This is a genomic window from Kitasatospora sp. CM 4170 (assembly GCF_032110285.1).
GTDB lineage: Bacteria > Actinomycetota > Actinomycetes > Streptomycetales > Streptomycetaceae > Kitasatospora > Kitasatospora aburaviensis.
Window position 1 is genome coordinate 2,634,101 of record NZ_CP134877.1, and the last position, 15,522, is coordinate 2,649,622.

At 75.8% G+C, this 15,522-nt stretch carries 13 protein-coding genes; 8 read left to right on the forward strand and 5 right to left on the reverse strand.

All coding sequences use genetic code 11. The annotated features are described in order from the left end of the window. Positions 1-26 precede the first annotated feature (26 nt). Positions 27-677, forward strand: a complete 651-nt coding sequence (locus RMN57_RS10635; protein ID WP_313763145.1) for a GNAT family N-acetyltransferase — start codon at positions 27-29, stop codon at positions 675-677. A 141-nt stretch (positions 678-818) separates the two neighbouring features. Here RMN57_RS10635 and RMN57_RS10640 read toward each other — a convergent pair whose 3' ends face one another. After that, positions 819-1,775 carry an aldo/keto reductase gene (locus RMN57_RS10640; RefSeq protein WP_313763146.1) on the reverse strand — a complete coding sequence of 319 codons (957 nt, stop codon included), beginning with the start codon at positions 1,773-1,775 and terminating at the stop codon, positions 819-821. Between the two features lie 118 nt (positions 1,776-1,893). Further along, positions 1,894-2,526 (reverse strand): GDSL-type esterase/lipase family protein, encoded by a 633-nt coding sequence (locus tag RMN57_RS10645; protein ID WP_313763147.1) that lies wholly within the window; start codon positions 2,524-2,526, stop codon positions 1,894-1,896. Between the two features lie 352 nt (positions 2,527-2,878). Between RMN57_RS10645 and RMN57_RS10650 the strand changes: the two genes are divergently transcribed. From RMN57_RS10650 to RMN57_RS10665, 4 genes are all read left to right on the forward strand, one after another. After that, a complete protein-coding gene (locus RMN57_RS10650) occupies positions 2,879-4,288 on the forward strand; it encodes an SDR family oxidoreductase (RefSeq protein ID WP_313763148.1) in 1,410 nt (469 codons plus the stop codon). A gap of 56 nt (positions 4,289-4,344) precedes the next feature. Then, positions 4,345-5,004 (forward strand): hypothetical protein, encoded by a 660-nt coding sequence (locus RMN57_RS10655; protein WP_313763149.1) that lies wholly within the window; start codon positions 4,345-4,347, stop codon positions 5,002-5,004. A gap of 462 nt (positions 5,005-5,466) precedes the next feature. Continuing rightward, complete coding sequence (locus RMN57_RS10660) at positions 5,467-6,870, forward strand: PASTA domain-containing protein (RefSeq protein WP_313763150.1); 1,404 nt, start codon at positions 5,467-5,469, stop codon at positions 6,868-6,870. Positions 6,871-7,038: 168 nt separating this feature from the next. After that, entirely contained in the window at positions 7,039-7,950 is a 912-nt protein-coding gene (locus RMN57_RS10665; protein ID WP_313763151.1) for a phosphatidylinositol-specific phospholipase C, read from the forward strand. 86 nt (positions 7,951-8,036) lie between these two features. Here RMN57_RS10665 and RMN57_RS10670 read toward each other — a convergent pair whose 3' ends face one another. The 3 genes from RMN57_RS10670 to RMN57_RS10680 form a co-directional block, all read right to left on the reverse strand. Then, positions 8,037-9,866, reverse strand: coding sequence for a protein kinase domain-containing protein (locus RMN57_RS10670; RefSeq protein WP_313763152.1), 1,830 nt, complete (start codon positions 9,864-9,866; stop codon positions 8,037-8,039). A gap of 185 nt (positions 9,867-10,051) precedes the next feature. Further along, positions 10,052-11,416: an FAD-dependent oxidoreductase gene (locus tag RMN57_RS10675; RefSeq protein ID WP_313763153.1), complete on the reverse strand. Its 1,365-nt coding sequence runs from the start codon at positions 11,414-11,416 to the stop codon at positions 10,052-10,054. Positions 11,417-11,521: 105 nt separating this feature from the next. Further along, complete coding sequence (locus RMN57_RS10680) at positions 11,522-12,085, reverse strand: hypothetical protein (protein WP_313763154.1); 564 nt, start codon at positions 12,083-12,085, stop codon at positions 11,522-11,524. 326 nt (positions 12,086-12,411) lie between these two features. Between RMN57_RS10680 and RMN57_RS10685 the strand changes: the two genes are divergently transcribed. From RMN57_RS10685 to RMN57_RS10695, 3 genes are all read left to right on the forward strand, one after another. Further along, a complete protein-coding gene (locus RMN57_RS10685) occupies positions 12,412-13,617 on the forward strand; it encodes a cytochrome P450 (protein ID WP_313763155.1) in 1,206 nt (401 codons plus the stop codon). A 106-nt stretch (positions 13,618-13,723) separates the two neighbouring features. Further along, positions 13,724-14,881, forward strand: coding sequence for a type III polyketide synthase (locus tag RMN57_RS10690; protein WP_313763156.1), 1,158 nt, complete (start codon positions 13,724-13,726; stop codon positions 14,879-14,881). Further along, positions 14,878-15,462 (forward strand): NUDIX domain-containing protein, encoded by a 585-nt coding sequence (locus RMN57_RS10695; RefSeq protein WP_313763157.1) that lies wholly within the window; start codon positions 14,878-14,880, stop codon positions 15,460-15,462. The genes RMN57_RS10690 and RMN57_RS10695 overlap by 4 nt, the downstream gene beginning before the upstream one ends. Positions 15,463-15,522 lie beyond the last annotated feature (60 nt).

Below are 15,522 nucleotides of genomic sequence, written 5' to 3' on the forward strand. Positions count from 1 at the left end.
ACCGGACCACGACGATAATCGCCGCCATGAGCCAACCCACGCCACGGTCCTGTGAGAACGTCCCCGGCCGCACCGCCCGGACCGGCGCCGGCGGTCCGCCGGCGCGCACGCGCAGACCGGGCGAGGCCTCCCCCGGCCGGCCGCCGGAGCTGCTGCGGCTGGCCGGGGGCATCTCCCTGCACCGGCGTTCGGTCGCGCACGCGGCCGCGCTCAACGCCGCCGTCCGGGCCAACCTTGAGCACCTGCGCCCCTGGCTGGAGTGGGCCGCCGCGGCGCCCAGCCCGGCCCAGACCGAGGAGCTGGCGCGGGCCGGCTCGGCCGCCTGGGACGCCGGCACCGACTTCCTCTACCTGGTCGGCCTGGACGCCCGGCCCGGCAGCGTGATCGGCTCGTTCGGCCTGCACGGCCGGATCGGCCCGGGCGCGCTGGAGATCGGCTACTGGGTGAGCGCGGAGCACGTCGGCCGGGGCATCGCGACCACCGCCGCCGAGGCGCTGACCGCGGCCGCCCTCGCCCTGCCCGGCATCGGGCGGGTGGAGATCCACTGCGACCAGGCCAACGGCGCCAGCGCCGCGGTGCCGCGCAAGCTCGGCTACCGGCTCGACCGGACCGCCTACGCGGCCGTGCGGGCGCCGGGCGAGACCGGGCGCCAGCAGATCTGGGTCAAGGAGCGCTGAGCGGGCGCGGGGCCGGCACCGGCGGGTTCCCGGTGCCGGCCCCGCGCCCTGCCGGGCCCGCGCCCCGCCCGGCCCCGCCCTGCGGCCCCGCCCCTGCGTCCGGCGTCCGGCGCCCGACGCCCGACGCCCGACGCCTGCGGATCAGTACCGGTCGCCGGTCGGGGCCGGCAGGGCGTCCAGCTCGGCCAGGTCGGCCGCCGACAGCACCACGTCCACCGCGGCCGCGTTGTCGACCAGGTAGCGCGGCGTCCTGGTGCCCGGGATCGGCAGGACGTACCGGCCCTGCGCCAGCACCCAGGCCAGCGCCACCTGTGCGGGCGTCACCCCGACCCGGGCGGCGACCTCCTGCACCTTCGCCACCAGCGCCAGGTTGGCCTTGAGCGCGTCCTGCTGGAAGCGCGGCAGCGAGCGCCGGAAGTCGTCCTCGGGCAGCTCCTCGATCGAGGAGATGCCGCCGGTCAGGAACCCCCGGCCGAGCGGCGAGAACGGCAGGAAGGCGATCCCCCGCGCCTCGGTGTACGGCAGCACCTCGGCCAGCGAGTCCCGGGTCCAGAGCGACAGCTCGTTCTGGACCGAGGCCACCGGGTGCACCGCCTGGGCCCGTTCGATCTGCTCGACCGTCACCTCGGAGAGCCCGATCCGGCGCGCCTTGCCGGCCTGGACGGCCTCGGCGAGCGCGCCCCAGGTCTCCTCGATCGGCACCTCCGGGTCCACCCGGTGCAACTGGTAGAGGTCCACGTGGTCGGTGCCGAGGCGGCGCAGGCTCTCGTCGATCGCGCGCCGGACGTGCTCCGGCCGGCCGTCGTTGTCCGCCCGCTTGCCCTCGGTGCCCGGCACCAGGCCGACCTTGGTGGCCAGGAACGCCCGCTCCCGGTACGGGCCTGCCAGCGCCGCGCCGACGACCTCCTCGTTGTCGTACGGGCCGTAGATGTCGGCGGTGTCGATCAGCGTGACGCCGAGGTCCAGCGCCTGCCGGATCACCCGGACCGAGGCCTCGTCGTCGCGGTTGCGGAGGTCGTAGGCCCAGGTCATCCCCATGCAGCCGAGGCCGATGGCGCCGACCTCGGGGCCCTGGCTGCCGAAGGTGGTGGTGCGCATGACGGTTCTCCGTTCGTGTGGCGGGACGCGCGGAAGGCGCGGCGAAGGGTGCGACCGGTGCGGCGGTCCGCGCTGTCGATCAACGGGATCCACCCTCCACCTTCGAGTGCACTCAAGGTCAAGTCCGCTCCGCCGGAGCCCCTTCGATCCACTCCCGCCAGCCGCCGTCCAGCACCAGCCCGGCGAGGCGCCGGTACCCGCCCCGGCCGGGGTGCGCCCCGTCGTCGGCGACGGCCTCGGCCACCCAGTCGGCGTCCTCGGCGAGCGTCCGGGTCACGTCGACGAACGGCACGCCGCGGGCGGCGCAGAGCCCGGCCTGCCCCCCGGCCAGCTCCAGCAGCCGGTCGAGGTGGCCCTCGTCCCAGCCGACCACCGGCGGCGGTCCGACCAGCAGGACCCCGACGCCGCGCTCGCGGGCGCCGTCCAGCAGCGCGGCGACGTGTCCCAGGCTCTGCTCCGGCGCCACCCGCGGCCGGCCGCCCTCCAGCGTGGCGTCGTTGCTGCCGACCGAGAGCACCAGCCGGTTGTCGGCCCCGGGCAGGAAGCGGGAGCCGGCCTCGGTCCAGATCCGGGCCAGCACGTCGGCCGAGGTGTTGCGCCGGATCCCCAGGTTGAAGCCGGTGAGGTCGGACGCCGCCGCCGGCGCGCAGGTGGCCTGGAGCACCCGCCCCACCCAGCCCCGGAACTCCGGGTCGCCCACGCCCTGGGTGAAGGAGTCCCCGGCGAAGCAGATACGCAGATCGCTGATCATCGCGCCACGGTAGCGGCGGGGCCCCGGGCCCCGCCGAGGTGTCCACGGGCGTCGCCGAGGTGTCCACGGGCGCCGGCGGAGCCGCCGCGCGGGCCGCTCCGGGGCCGGTGGGCCCGGAGGCTCGGTCCCTCTCCGTCCGGGGCCCGCCCCGTCGATAATGTGATCCCACTCCCCCGGCTCGGCCGGTACAGTCCTGCCCACTGCCCGGGGGTCGCGCAGCGGCAGGCGCCTCCCCGGCAGGCCACGGTCCCGTGGCGGAGCGACCGCGCGCCGCCCCGGACAGGACCCAGGCGCTCGCGCAGCGGTTCGCGTCCGGTCGGGACCACCGCAGCAGCGCACCGAGGGGGCGGACATGACGGTCCGGACAGACCCGAGCACGGACTCGGACACGACGCACGAGGTCACCGCCGAGGAGCTGGCCGCGTTCGGCCGCACCCTCGGCCGCCTGCGCGCCCTGCCCGCCGACAGCGCCGTCCGGCAGCACGCCGAACGCCAGCTGCACTCCTACGTCCGCGAGAGCCGCAGGCTCCGCCGCCAGAGCGCCGTCGACGAGGCCCGGCAGGCCGACGCCGCGCTGCTCGCCGCCACCGCCACCGGTGCCCTCGACCGGCGCGAGGACGCCCCGCTCCCCGAGCGCGGCCCCGCGCCGCTCGGCGAGCTCCGACTGGGCCGGCGCTGCTACGTCTGCAAGCAGCCCTACCACCGGGTGGACGCGTTCTACCACATGCTCTGCCCCGCCTGTGCGGCCGACAACACCGCCCGCCGCGCCCTGGCCACCGACCTCCGCGGCCGCCGCGCGCTGCTCACCGGCGGCCGGGTGAAGATCGGCTTCCAGCTCGCCCTGATGATGCTGCGCGACGGCGCCGAGCTGATCGTCACCAGCCGGTTCCCGCACGACACCGTCCGCCGGTTCCGCGCCGCCCCGGGCTCCGCCGACTGGTGGGGCCGCCTCACCGTGGTGGGCATCGACCTGCGCGACCCGCGCCAGGTGCTCGGCCTCGCCGAGCGCCTCCGCGCCGACGGACGGCCGTTGGACGTCCTGGTCAACAACGCGGCGCAGACCCTGCGCCGCCCGCCCGAGTCCTACGCCCGGCTGGCCTCCGGCGAGCAGGCCGCGCTGCCCGCCGCCGATGCCGCCGCCGTCGCGCACGCACCCGGGTTCCGGCCGATGCCAGCGCTCGCCCCGGCCTGGCCGGTCACCGGACTCACCGCGCCACCGGCACCGCTGACGACCGGGACCGGGCCCGTCGACGAGGCCGGACTGCTGCCCGACCTCGCCCCCGACAACTCCTGGTCCGCCCGGCTGGGGGAGCTCGACCCGAGCGAGCTGCTGGAGACCCAGCTGGTCAACGCCGTCGCGCCCGCGCTGCTCTGCGACCGGCTGCTCCCGCTGCTGCTCGCCTCGCCGCACCCGCGCCGGTACATCGTCAACGTCACCGCGGTGGAGGGCCGGTTCGCCGTCCGCAACAAGACCGGCGGCCACCCGCACACCAACATGGCCAAGGCCGCGCTCAACATGCTCACCCGCACCAGCGCCGCGGAACTCGCCGCCCGGGGCGTGTACATGTGCGCGGTCGACACCGGCTGGATCACCGACGAGAACCCGGCTCCCAAGAAGGCCCGGCTCGCGGCCGCCGGCTTCCGCACCCCGCTCGACATCGTCGACGGTGCGGCCCGCGTCTACGACCCGATCGTCCGCGGCGAGGCCGGCGCGCCGGTCTCCGGGGTCTTCCTCAAGGACTACCGGGAGGCGGCCTGGTGACGGCCGCCCTGCTGAGGCACCGGACTCAGGAGCACCAGAACAGGAACTGCGTGCAGGTGGGCGTGGGCTTGGGGGCCGGGGTGGTCGGGGGCGGCGGGGTGGTGGCCGGGACCGTGCTCGGCGCCGGCCGGGAGGGCGGTACCGAGCCCTGGGCGCCCGGGTCGGGCGCCGGGGTGGTCTCCGGTCCGGCCGGTGCGCCGCCCTTGGACGAGGCGGCGGCGGACGCCGAGGCCGAGGTCGAGGCCGATCGGGACGCGGTGGTCGGGCGGGGGCTGGGGCGCTGGGTGGCCGGGGCGACCGAGGTCGCGCTCGGGCTCGGCACACCGGTGGGCGTGGCCGGCCCCGAGGCCGGGCCGCTCTGCGGCTCCGCGGTGGCCGGGCGGCCGGCACCCGGCTCGGACGGCGTCGTCTCCGAGCCGTTCGCGGCCAGGGCCGCCGCACCGAGCCCCACCACGGCCAGGCCCACCACCGAGACCACCAGCCGCCCCGGACGCCGTCCGGCCCGCCGGCCGCCGCGCCGGGCGGCGGTCCGTCCGCCCGACCGCTCGGACGCCGCGGGCACCGGCCGCGGCTCGGCCGGCGCCGGGCGCGAGCCCGGCCCCGGCCCCGGCGCCGCCGGGGCCGGGGGCACCGCCTGGTCCGGGCCGGTCGCGAGGGCCCCGCAGCCGGGACAGGCCAGCGCGCCGTTGAGGTGGCGGCGGCAGGGTGCGCAGTAGTCCATGTGATCTTCCCGTGCTGCCGGAGTGCCGGGCCCTCGCCGGCCTCGCCGGTCGTCGTCCTTCGCCGCCGGCGCCGCGCACGCCGTCGTGCGCATGCGGAGCCTAGGCAGCACACCTGTGGGGATTCCACACCTCGCGGTGAGGCTTCTGGAGAGATGCCGTGTCCCCCGCGGGTCGCCCGGGGCCGGCACCGCTCGGCCGCGTCCGCGCCCGTTCGCCCCCGGGTGCGCACCCCCGGCCGCCGCCCGGGGCGGGTGCCGCGGGCCGGACGTCCGATCGACGCTCCGCCCAACTGTCGCCACGCACACCACAGTTGGCCGCCATGATGACGATAGTGCGGTCGATCGGTCACGGGCCGGTCGCGGTTCCGGCCCCTGCGGTTCCGTACGGCGGCGGCCGGGTACCCGGGGGAGGGAACCGGGCCCAGGGGGTGGGCCGGGGCCGAAGGGGGGAACGGCCATGCCGCTCTACTGCCGCCTGTGCGGCACCCGTACCGACGGCGTCGAGCGGCTCGGCGTCCACTGCCCCGGCGAGCGGTGCGGGACCGACCTGCGGGCGGGCCCGGGCGCCGCCGTGCAGGCCTGGTGCGAGCCGGCCCGGCGGCTCGGCGAGGCGGGCCGGACGGTCGTGGTCCACCTGGTCGTCCGCAACGCCGGCACCGTGAGCACCGGCTACCACCTCGAACCGGTCGAGCCCGTGGAGGGGCGGCTGGACTACGACCGGTCGGCGGTCGCGGCCCCGCTGGCGCCCGGGCAGACCCGGCAGGTGGAGCTGCGCTACACCCTCCCGTTCGACCGGATCGGCACGGGGCTCGACATCGCCTCGCTGTTCGGCGTGCCCGGCGCCGACCTGGCCGGCCAGGTGCAGGGGGCCCGGAGCGAGCGCTTCGGGGTCGCGCTGCGGGTGACCGCCGACTCGGACGTCCTGGGTGCCGCCTGCGCCGCCTTCGCGGTGGACGTCCCGGGCCGCATCGACCTCGATCCCGACCTCGACCAGACGCCCGACCGCGACCGGGGCAACCGGCAGGACCGTCCGGACGGCCCGGACAGCTCCGGCGGGCCGGACGGGCCCGGTTCGTCCGCCCGCCCTGGCGGCGCCACCCGCCCGGGTACCGGCGGCGGCCGGCCCCGGCCCGGCCCGCACCAGCCCCCCACCCGGCCGTCGACCCAGCCGCCCACCAGGCCACCGACCCGCGGCTCCGGCGGCTGCGGGCCGCTGGCCGTCGTCCTGATCGTCCTCCTGGTCCTGGCCGTCCTGGCCGCCGTCCTGCTCGGCCTCGGCCGCAGCAGCGACGGCGACGGCAGCGGCGACAGCGGCGCGCCCGCCCCCACCCCGTCCGCACCGCCGTCCCCGACCGCGGAGCCCAGCACGGCCCGGCCCACCATCACCAGGCCCACGCCGTCCCCCACCCGCACCCGCCCGACCACGTCACCCCCCACCAGCCCGACGGCGACGACGGTCGCCGTGCCCGACCTGGTCGGCCTCGACCAGGAGGCCGCCGCGCAGAAGCTGCAGGCTCTCGGCCTCGCCGTCGACGGGGACTACGTGGCGAGCAACGGCGTCCCGGAGCTACAGATCATCAGCACGGAGCCCAAGGCGGGCGCCAGGGTGGCTCCCGGCAGCAAGGTGTTCCTCCACATCTCCGACGGCAGGGCGACGGTCCCCGACGTCGCCGGCAAGACCCAGGCCCAGGCCGAACAGGCCCTCAAGGATCACCACTTCACCAACATCACGGTCTCCACCGAGCCGAGCACCAGCACGGCCGCCGGCCTGGCCACCCGCACCGACCCGGTGAAGGGGCGGTCGGTCGGCCTCAAGACCCCCATCACGCTCTGGATCGCCTACCTGCCCACGCCGCGCTGAGCCGCCCACTCCCACGACCCCGCCGAACCCGCGGAACCGCAGCGCCGGCAACCGTCGTCATCCGCACCCCGCCGCACCCCTGGGCAAACCCGCACGGCGTGCCGACAATGAGCATGCCACTCGCCCCTCCCGTCCGCCCACGCCCAACGGGGGTTCCACGCCGTGCCCTTGACCACGTCTGCACCGACGATGAGCCGCCGCACCTTCACCCGCGCCGCACTGCTGGGCGCCCTCGCCACCGCCGGTGCGAGCCTGACCGCCCGCCCCGCAGCGGCCGCCGCCGTCCCGGCGGGGAGCGACTGGCTGGCCGCGGTCGACCCGCAGGCCTCCCTCGCCCGGCTCACCCTCCCCGGCACCCACGACACCTGCTCGCTCTACGGCGGCGCCCTGACGCAGACCCAGAACCTCTCCCTCCCCGACCAGTTGGCTGCCGGAGTGCGCTTCCTCGACATCCGCTGCCGGGCGATCGACGGGGTGCTGGCGATCCACCACGGACCGGTCTTCCAGAAGATCTTCTTCGGTGACGTGCTCAACCAGTGCCTGGCCTTCCTCGCGACCCACCCCGGCGAGACCCTGGTGATGAGGGTCAGACAGGAGTACTCCACCGTCTCCGACACGGAGTTCGGCGCGCTCTTCGCCGGCTACCAGCAGCGCTGGCCGGGCCTGTTCTGGACCGGCGGCGAAGTCCCCCGCCTCGGCGAGGTCCGCGGCCGGGTGGTCCTGCTCGCCGACAACTCCGGCCTGCCCGGCCTGAGGTGGGGCGGCTCCCACACCGACATCGAGGACGACTTCGACATCGGCACCATCTTCGAGCTCAACTCCCGCAAGTGGCCCGAGGTCTCCGCGCACCTGGACGCCGCCCGCGCCGCCACCGACCCGCAGCGGCTCTTCCTCACCTTCACCTCCAGCTCCGGCTGGGGGCTCTGGCCGCGCCAGGCCGCCGACGCGATCACCCCCAAGCTGCGCGGCTACCTCGACCGCCTGGACCGGCCCGCCCGCCCGGTGCTGGGCACCGTCCCGATGGACTTCGTCACCGCCGACCTGGTGCGTTCGCTCTACGCGCTCAACTTCGGCGGCTGACCGGCTGACCGGAGGACGGGCCGAGGGGTGGGCGGCCCCGGACCGGGTCCGGGGCCGCCCACCCGCTCAGCGGTTGCACAACGGACTCAGCCCTTCTTCCGCAGCACCATGAACTGGTCCTGCCTGAGCAGGTCCATGCTGTAGCGGAGGGTGCCGTCCGGCAGCATCATGACCACGGTGTAGTTGACGTCCCCGAGCTTGCACGTGTCGCCGCCCGAGGCCTTGGTCACGATGGACGCGTAGGTGACCTTGCTTTCCTCGGCGGTGCTGAGCGTCCAGACGGCCTCGCACCAGGTGCCGGCGTCGGCCGTCTCCGTGCGGATCGTGCTCTTCGACTGGCTCGGCGCCGACTGGCCGATGGTGAGGGTGGCCGTGGTGACGTCCCCGTTGGCCGCCTTGCGCTCACCGACCCACGTCCCGAGGAACTTCGCGGGGATGGCGCCCGCCCCCGGGGCCCCCGGGCCGATCGGGGACGCGCCGGGCTCGGACTCGTCGTCGGTGGGCTCGGGGCTGTCCGAGGCCGGGCCGGCGGACGCCGTCCTGCCCGGCGCCGGGGCGGACGCCGAGTCGGAGGCCCCCACCGTGGGGGCGGGGCGCGCCGGGTTCGACGCCGCGGTGGAACCGCCGGTCTGCCGGTCCCCGTCCCGCAGCTCCTGGAACAGCAGGAATCCGCCGCCGGCCAGCAACGCGGCGGCCAGCACGGCCGCCACCGCGCCGAACCCCCGTCGGCCGCGCGGCGGCTGCGGGTACGTCAGGTAGCCCGGTGCCGTGACCGGCGCCGACGGCGGTGTGGTCGGGAACGGGGCCATCGGCGGTGGGGTCGAGAGCGGGGTCGTCGGGAACGGGTTTGCCGGAAACGGGGGCGTCGGGAACGGGGTCGGCGTCGACGTCGGCTCGAACGGTCCTCCGGTCGGCGGGCCGAAGCCGGGCGGCATCGCCGGGGGCGGCCCCGCCTGCCGGACGGTGGTGGCCGCAGCCGCCGCAGCGGCCCCGCTCCCCACGGCGTCCCCCTCCCCCTCCAGGTCCAGCAGCTGCACGGCACTGCGCCCGACCGCCGCCGCCAATCCGCGCGGCAGCCAGTCCCCGTGCCCCAGCCGGGCCGAGGCCGAGCCGTCACCGTCCAGCAGCTCCCGCAGCCGGGCCGGCGTCGGCCGGGCGGCCGGGTCCTTGGCCAGGCAGGCCCGGACCACGGAGTGCAGCGGCCCCTCCAGCCCGGAGAGGTCCGGCTGCTCGTGCAGCACCCGGTAGAGCAGGACCGCCGCGCTCACCCGGGAGCCGAACGGCATCGTGCCCGTCGCCGCGTACGCGAGCACCGCGCCGAGCGAGAACACGTCGCTGGGCGGCCCCGCAGGCCGGCCGTCGGCCTGCTCGGGGGACATGAAGCCGGGCGAGCCGACCACGAATCCGGACTGGGTGAGCGCGGTGGTGGCGTCCAGTGCCCTGGTGATGCCGAAGTCGATCAGCCGCGGCCCGTCCAGGGTCAGCAGCACGTTCGACGGTTTGACGTCCCGGTGCACCAGTCCGAGCCCGTGCACGTGGCCGAGCGCCTCGGCCAGCCCGACGCCCAGCGTCCGGACGGCCGGCTCGGGCAGCGGCCCGAAGTCCCGTACGGCGGAGCCGAGCGCCGGCCCGGCCACGTAGCCGGTGGCCACCCAGGGGTGCCCGCTCTCGGTGTCGGCGTCCAGCACCGGTGCCGTCCAGGCCCCGCCGACCCGTCTGGCCGCCGCGACCTCCTGCCGGAACCGGGCCCGGAAGTCGGTGTCCCCGGCCAGGTCGGGGCGGACCACCTTGACGGCCACCGTCCGCCCGCCCGTGGTCCGCCCCAGGTAGACCCGGCCCATTCCGCCCGCGCCGAGCTGCCGCAGCAACCGGTACTCGCCCACCTGCCGCGGATCGTCCGCTGCCAGCGGCTGCATGTCCACGCTCCCCTCGGCGCCCGGCGCGACATCCGCGCCCCACACGCCCCGGAGCAGACGCTATCGCTCCCGGCCCGCATCCGGGTGGGATCAAGGTCACGAAATCGTCGTCGGATCACCACGGGACCACCGTGAACGGAACCGTGACGGGCACTTGTCCCCGCGTCGGCCCGCGCTCCGCGGGCTCAGACGCCGCTCTGCCGGAGCATGTCCTCGCGCTCCACCACCTTGACCCGCTCGCGGCCCTCCGCCGCGCCGAGCGCGCGCTCGTGCCCGTCGAGCCGGTGCCAGCCCTCCCAGGTGGTGTAACGGACGCCCTGCTCGCGCAGGTGGGCGACGACCGCCCCGGGGTCGGGGTCGACGGCGCCCGGCAGGAGTCCGCCGGCGTGGTCGGCGAGCAGGCGGGCGACGGTCTCGTTGGCGTCGCCCTTGGTGTGGCCGATCAGGCCGACCGGACCGCGCTTGATCCAGCCCGTGACGTAGGTGGCGCTCTGGTGCGAGCCGTCGGCGGCGAGGACGCGGCCGGCCTCGTTGGGGACGGTGCCGGAGACCGGGTCGAAGGGCACCTTGGGCAGCTCGTCGGAGTAGTAGCCGACGGCCCGGTAGACCGCCTGCACGTCCCAGTCGGTGAAGCGGCCGGTCCCCCGGACGTTCCCGGTGCCGTCGAGCTCGGTGCGCTCGGTGCGCAGCCCGACCACCCGGCCGTCCTCGCCGAGCACCTCGACCGGGGACTCGAAGAAGTGCAGGTGGATCCGGTGCGGGCGGTCGCCCACGTCGCGGATCGCCCAGTTCTCCAGGGTGGCGGCGACCATGTCGACGTGCTTGGCGGCCCGGCGCTCGGCGATCGAGCCCGCGTCGTACTCGATGTCCTCGGGGGCGACGACGACCTCGATGGTCGGGGAGTGGTCGAGCTCGCGCAGCTCCATCGGGCTGAACTTGGCCTGGGCGGGGCCGCGGCGGCCGAAGACGTGCACCTCGCGGGCCCGGTTGCGGGCCAGGCCGGCGTGGACGTTGGGCGGGATCTCGGTGGACAGCAGCTCGTCGGCGGTCTTGGCCAGGATCCGGGCCACGTCCAGGGCGACGTTGCCCACGCCCAGCACCGCGACCTTCTCCGCCTCCAGCGGCCAGCTCCGGGCGACGTCGGGGTGCCCGTCGTACCAGGAGACGAAGTCCGCGGCGCCGTGGGAGCCCTCCAGCCCGATGCCGGGCAGGTCCAGCGCCCGGTCGGCCGTCGCGCCGGTGGCGAAGACCACGGCGTCGTAGAACCGGTGCAGGTCGTCCAGGGTGAGGTCGCCCGGGTAGTCGACGTTGCCGAAGAGGCGGATCTGCGGCTTGTCCAGGACCTGGTGCAGCGCGGTGACGATGCCCTTGATCCGCGGGTGGTCGGGTGCCACGCCGTAGCGGATCAGCCCGAAGGGGGCGGGCATCCGCTCGAACAGGTCGATGGAGACCCCGGGGGCCTGGGCGGCGTCGGACTTCAGCAGGGCGTCTGCGGCGTAGATGCCGGCGGGGCCGGCGCCGACGATCGCCACACGGATCGGGCGGGACATGGTGGAGCGCTCCTCCGGAGTGGCGTGGGGATCGGACGGTTGAAGCAAATCCCGGCCCGGCGGGAGGGGGTAGGGGCGGTGATCCTATGACCTCATAGATCGGCCCTATGGGTGCGGCGGGAACTCCCCCGCCCGGAGCGAGCGCACCCCGGCCCGGGCGACCGGTCCCGCCAGCAGGCCGGCCGCCGCACCGAGGGCGAGGCCGAGCAGGCTGTCCAGCACGTCCTGCGCGGTGCAGGCGTGGCCGATGCCGGGCAGTGCGTACTGGACGGCCTCGACCGCGAAGGGCAGCGCCGTCGCGCCCAGCAGGACGGCGGCGGCCCGGGCCCGGGTGCCGGCGAGCGCCGCCGCGAGGCCGATCGGGACGAACAGCGCCACGTCCAGGCTGGTGGGGTTGACGGTGGTGAACGCGCGCAGCGGCCGGAGGCCGAAGCCGGTCAGGTCGCAGTGGCGCGCGGCCCGGCCGGAGTACGCCCAGAACGGGCCCCAGGCGTCGGGCAGCAGGGTCAGCGTCACCAGCCCGCCGAGGGCGAGCAGCAGGACGAACGCCACCGCCCAGTGCGCGCGCAGCCACCGCCCGACCACCCGGTTCAGCAGGGCGGCCGGCACCAGCGAGCAGAGCAGCCCGGGCCAGAACATCGGCATCGTGCCGAGGACAGCTTTGATCACTCCAGGACGGACGCGTTCGAACGCCCGCCGGTTCTGACCGCTCCGCAGCCGTCGCCGCGGAGGCCGGCGGCCGGCACCGGCCCGGCGCCGGCCGAGGCGCGCTCCTCCCCGGTCGGGTCCCGTGCCGGCCGCGGACCGGCCGTCCGACCCGGCCCCAACTCCCCGCCGGTACACGGCATATCGGCAGACAATCAGCTATCTCGCTCGATCGAGCGAAGTATCCCCACGATCGGGATTTCCGCCGCGGGACGGGGGAACATCGCCTCGTCCGCGCCCGTACGAACCAAGTCCGGGCGGCACCCGACTCCGGCCACTTGGATCAGCCCGTGACTACCTCCGCCCCCGTGTGGGACTGCCCCTTCGACCACACCGAAGGCCTGGAGTTCGACCCCCTCCTCAAGCGGCTGCTGACCGAGGAGCGGATCGCCAGGATCCGGCTGCCGCACGGCGAGGGCGAGGCCTGGCTGGCCACCCGGTACGAGGACGTCCGCGTCGTCACCACCGACCGTCGGTTCAGCCGGGCCGCCGGGATCGGCCGCGACCTGCCCCGGATGACGCCCGCGCCGATCGCCCAGGCCGAGGCGATCAACCTGATGGACCCGCCCGCCCACAACCGGCTGCGCCGGCTCGTCGCCAAGGGCTTCACCAACCGGCAGGTCGAGCAGCTGCGCCCGCGGACCCAGCGCACCGTCGACGCGTACCTGGACGCCATGGAGGAGCACGGCGCCCCGGCCGACCTGGTGCACCACCTCTCCGGCCGGCTCCCGATGACCACCATCTGCGAGCTGCTCGACATCCCCGCGGAGGACCGCGCCGAACTGCGGGGCCACGCCGTCGCGATGATGGCGATGGGCCCCGGCAGCGGCGACGGCCAGGTGCGCGCCAAGGCCGCCCTGCGCGCCTACTTCACCGAGCTGACCGCCGCCCGGCGCCGCGACCCCGGGGACGACCTGATCAGCGCCCTCGCCACCGCCCGGGACGAGGAGGAGCTGCTGGACGACCGGGAGCTCGCCGTCATGGCCATGGTGCTGCTGGTCACCGGCCACGACACCAGCACCTACCAGATCGGCAACATCGTCTACACCCTGCTCACCCACCCCGAGCAGCTGGAGAAGCTCCGGGCCCGGCCCGAGGAGCTGCCGCGCGCGATCGAGGAGCTGCTCCGCTTCATCCCGTTCCGGCAGGGGGTCGGCATCGCCCGGGTCGCCACCGAGGACGTCGAGCTGGGCGGGGTGTCGATCCGGGCCGGCGAGGCCGTGCACGTCTCCTACCTGGCCGCCAACCGGGATCCGGCGGTGTTCGAGCGGCCCGACGAGCTGGACCTCGACCGCGGCACGGCCACCCACATGACCTTCGGCTACGGCACCCACCACTGCGCCGGCGCCCACCTGGCCCGGATGGAGCTCCAGGTCGCCGTCGGCACGCTGCTGCGCCGCTTCCCCGGGCTGCGCCTCGCCGTACCGCCGGCGGAGCTGGACTGGCGGACGGGCTCGATCTGGCGCTACCCCCGGACCCTGCCGGTCGCCTGGTGACCACCTCCCCGCCGCGCCGTCCCGGCGCCCGCCCGACGCACCCGTAGGCCACCGCCCGCGCCGCCCCACACCGACCGGCGCCGGCCACCAGGGGAGACCTCCAGCCATGGCAACACTCTGCCGACCCGCCGTCGCCGTACCCGAACACGTCATCACCCTCGACCAGACGCTCGACCTGGCCCGCGCCCTGCACCCGGACCACCCGCAACTCCCCCTCGCCCTGCGGCTGATCGAGAACACCGGCGTACGCACCCGGCACCTGGTCCAGCCGATCGACGAGACGCTGCGGCACCCCGGCTTCACCACCCGCAACGCGGTCTACGAGCGGGAGGCCAAGCGCCGCGTCCCCGAGGTGGTCGAGCGCGCCCTCGGGTACGCGGAGCTGTCCGCCCGGGAGATCGACCTGATCGTCTACGTCTCCTGCACCGGCTTCATGATGCCCTCGCTGACGGCGTGGCTGATCAACACCATGGGCTTCCGCCCCGACACCCGCCAGGTGCCGATCGCCCAGCTCGGGTGCGCGGCCGGCGGTGCCGCCGTCAACCGGGCGCACGACTTCTGCCGCGCCTACCCCGGCGCCAACGTGCTGATCGCGGCCTGCGAGTTCTGCTCGCTCTGCTACCAGCCGACCGACCTCGGCGTCGGCTCGCTGCTCTCCAACGGCCTGTTCGGGGACGCGGTCGCCGCCGCCGTGGTGCGCGGCCGCGGCGGCACCGGCGTGCGGATCGAGCGCAACGGCTCGCACCTGGTGCCGGACACCGAGGACTGGATCTCCTACGGCGTCAAGGACACCGGCTTCCACTTCCAGCTCGACAAGCGCGTGCCCGGCACCATGGAGATGCTCGCCCCCGCCCTGCGCGCGCTGGCCGCCGAGCACGGCTGGAACGCCTCCGGGCTCGGCTTCTACATCGTGCACGCGGGCGGTCCGCGCATCCTGGACGACCTCTGCCGCTTCCTGGAACTGGAGCCGGCCGCCTTCCGGTTCAGCCGGGCCACCCTCACCGAGCGCGGCAACATCGCCAGTGCGGTGGTCTTCGACGCGCTGGCCCGGCTGTTCGAGGAGGGGTCGGTCGCCGACGGCACCCAGGGCCTGATCGCCGGCTTCGGACCGGGCATCACCGCCGAGATCTCACTGGGCAGTTGGGTCGGCGTCCCGCTGCAGGCCGCGATCCCGCACCGCCTGCGCACCCACGACGACGGCCTCACCCTCGCCGGACCGGCCACCCCCGCGCACCGCCCGGCCGGGACTACGATCACTGGATGACCGACACCACGGACCGACCGGACACCACCGCCAGAGCGGCCGAACTGGCCGCACGGTTCCCCGCGTTGCACGCGCCGCAGTACTGGTCCTGGGGCCGCTACGACGCGCGGTTCTCGCTCGCGCTGCCGCCGGACGAGCTGATCACCAACATCCACCTGGTGGGCTTCTCCGAGGGGCGGGTCGTGCTCTGCCGGGACGAGCGCGACCACTGGTTCCTGCCGGGCGGCACCCGGGAGCACGGCGAGTCGATCGAGTCCTGCCTGGTCCGGGAGCTGCGCGAGGAGGCCGGCGCCCGACTGCTCGGCGAGCCGGCCTGGCTGGGCGCGCACCGCTGCGTCACCGACCTGCCGGAGCCGTACCGGCCCTGGCAGCCGCACCCCGAGAAGGCCTGGCTCTGGGGCTGGGCGGAGGTCGCGGTGGAGTCCGCCCCGACCAACCCGGACGACGGCGAGCAGGTGGTCGAGGTGCGGGCGGTCGAGCCGGCCGAGGCGCAGCGCCTGCTGGTGGGCGGCCGCGACGCGTGGTGGGGCGAGCTGATCGGGCTGGCGGTCGAGCTGCGGGAGCGGGCCGCGGAGGGCTGAGCCCGGCGGGCTGCCGGCACGGTATTCCCGGCGGCGCCGAAGATCACCGGGATGGCCGAA